The organism is Methylobacterium sp. E-065 (genome assembly GCF_022829605.1).
In the GTDB taxonomy this organism is placed as follows: domain Bacteria; phylum Pseudomonadota; class Alphaproteobacteria; order Rhizobiales; family Beijerinckiaceae; genus Methylobacterium.
This window is the reverse complement of the sequence record NZ_JAKSYD010000301.1, coordinates 1-464: the sequence shown is the minus strand read 5'-3', so window position 1 is coordinate 464 and position 464 is coordinate 1. Positions and strand designations below refer to the sequence as shown.

Genomic DNA, 464 nt, shown 5'->3' with positions numbered 1-464 from the left:
GCCGGATCCGGCGGCCTGTTCTCCGGCCCGCTGGTCGCCGACCGCTTCTCGGCCGGGTCCAAGTCCGCCCTCATCCCCGAGCAGCCGGTCGGGCGCGACGGCGCCATCTCGGTGCCCTACGCCGGCCGCATCAAGGTCGATGGCCGCCGGCCCCAGGACGTCCAGACGCTGATCGAGAGCGAACTCGCCGGCAAGGCGATCCAGCCGCAGGTGCTGGTCTCGGTCACCCGCCCGATCAGTCAGGCCGTGACCATCACCGGCGAGGGCGCGGCCGGCGCCCGCCTGCCGCTGTCGGGCCACGGCGACCGCATCCTCGACGTCATCGCGGCCGCAGGCGGCAACCGCTCGCCGGTCTCGGAGACCTTCGTGCGGCTCTCGCGCGGGCCGGTGACCGCGACCGTGCCGCTGACCACGGTGGTGTCGAACCCGAAGGAGAACATCTACCTGCGGCCCAACGACGTGCT

1 protein-coding gene is annotated in these 464 nt (G+C 73.3%); it reads left to right on the top strand.

Features of this window, described 5'->3' with window-relative positions; all coding sequences use genetic code 11:
- Window positions 1-464, top strand: a 464-nt coding sequence (locus MKK84_RS34820; RefSeq protein ID WP_243927554.1) for a polysaccharide biosynthesis/export family protein, incomplete at both ends; no start/stop codon positions are given.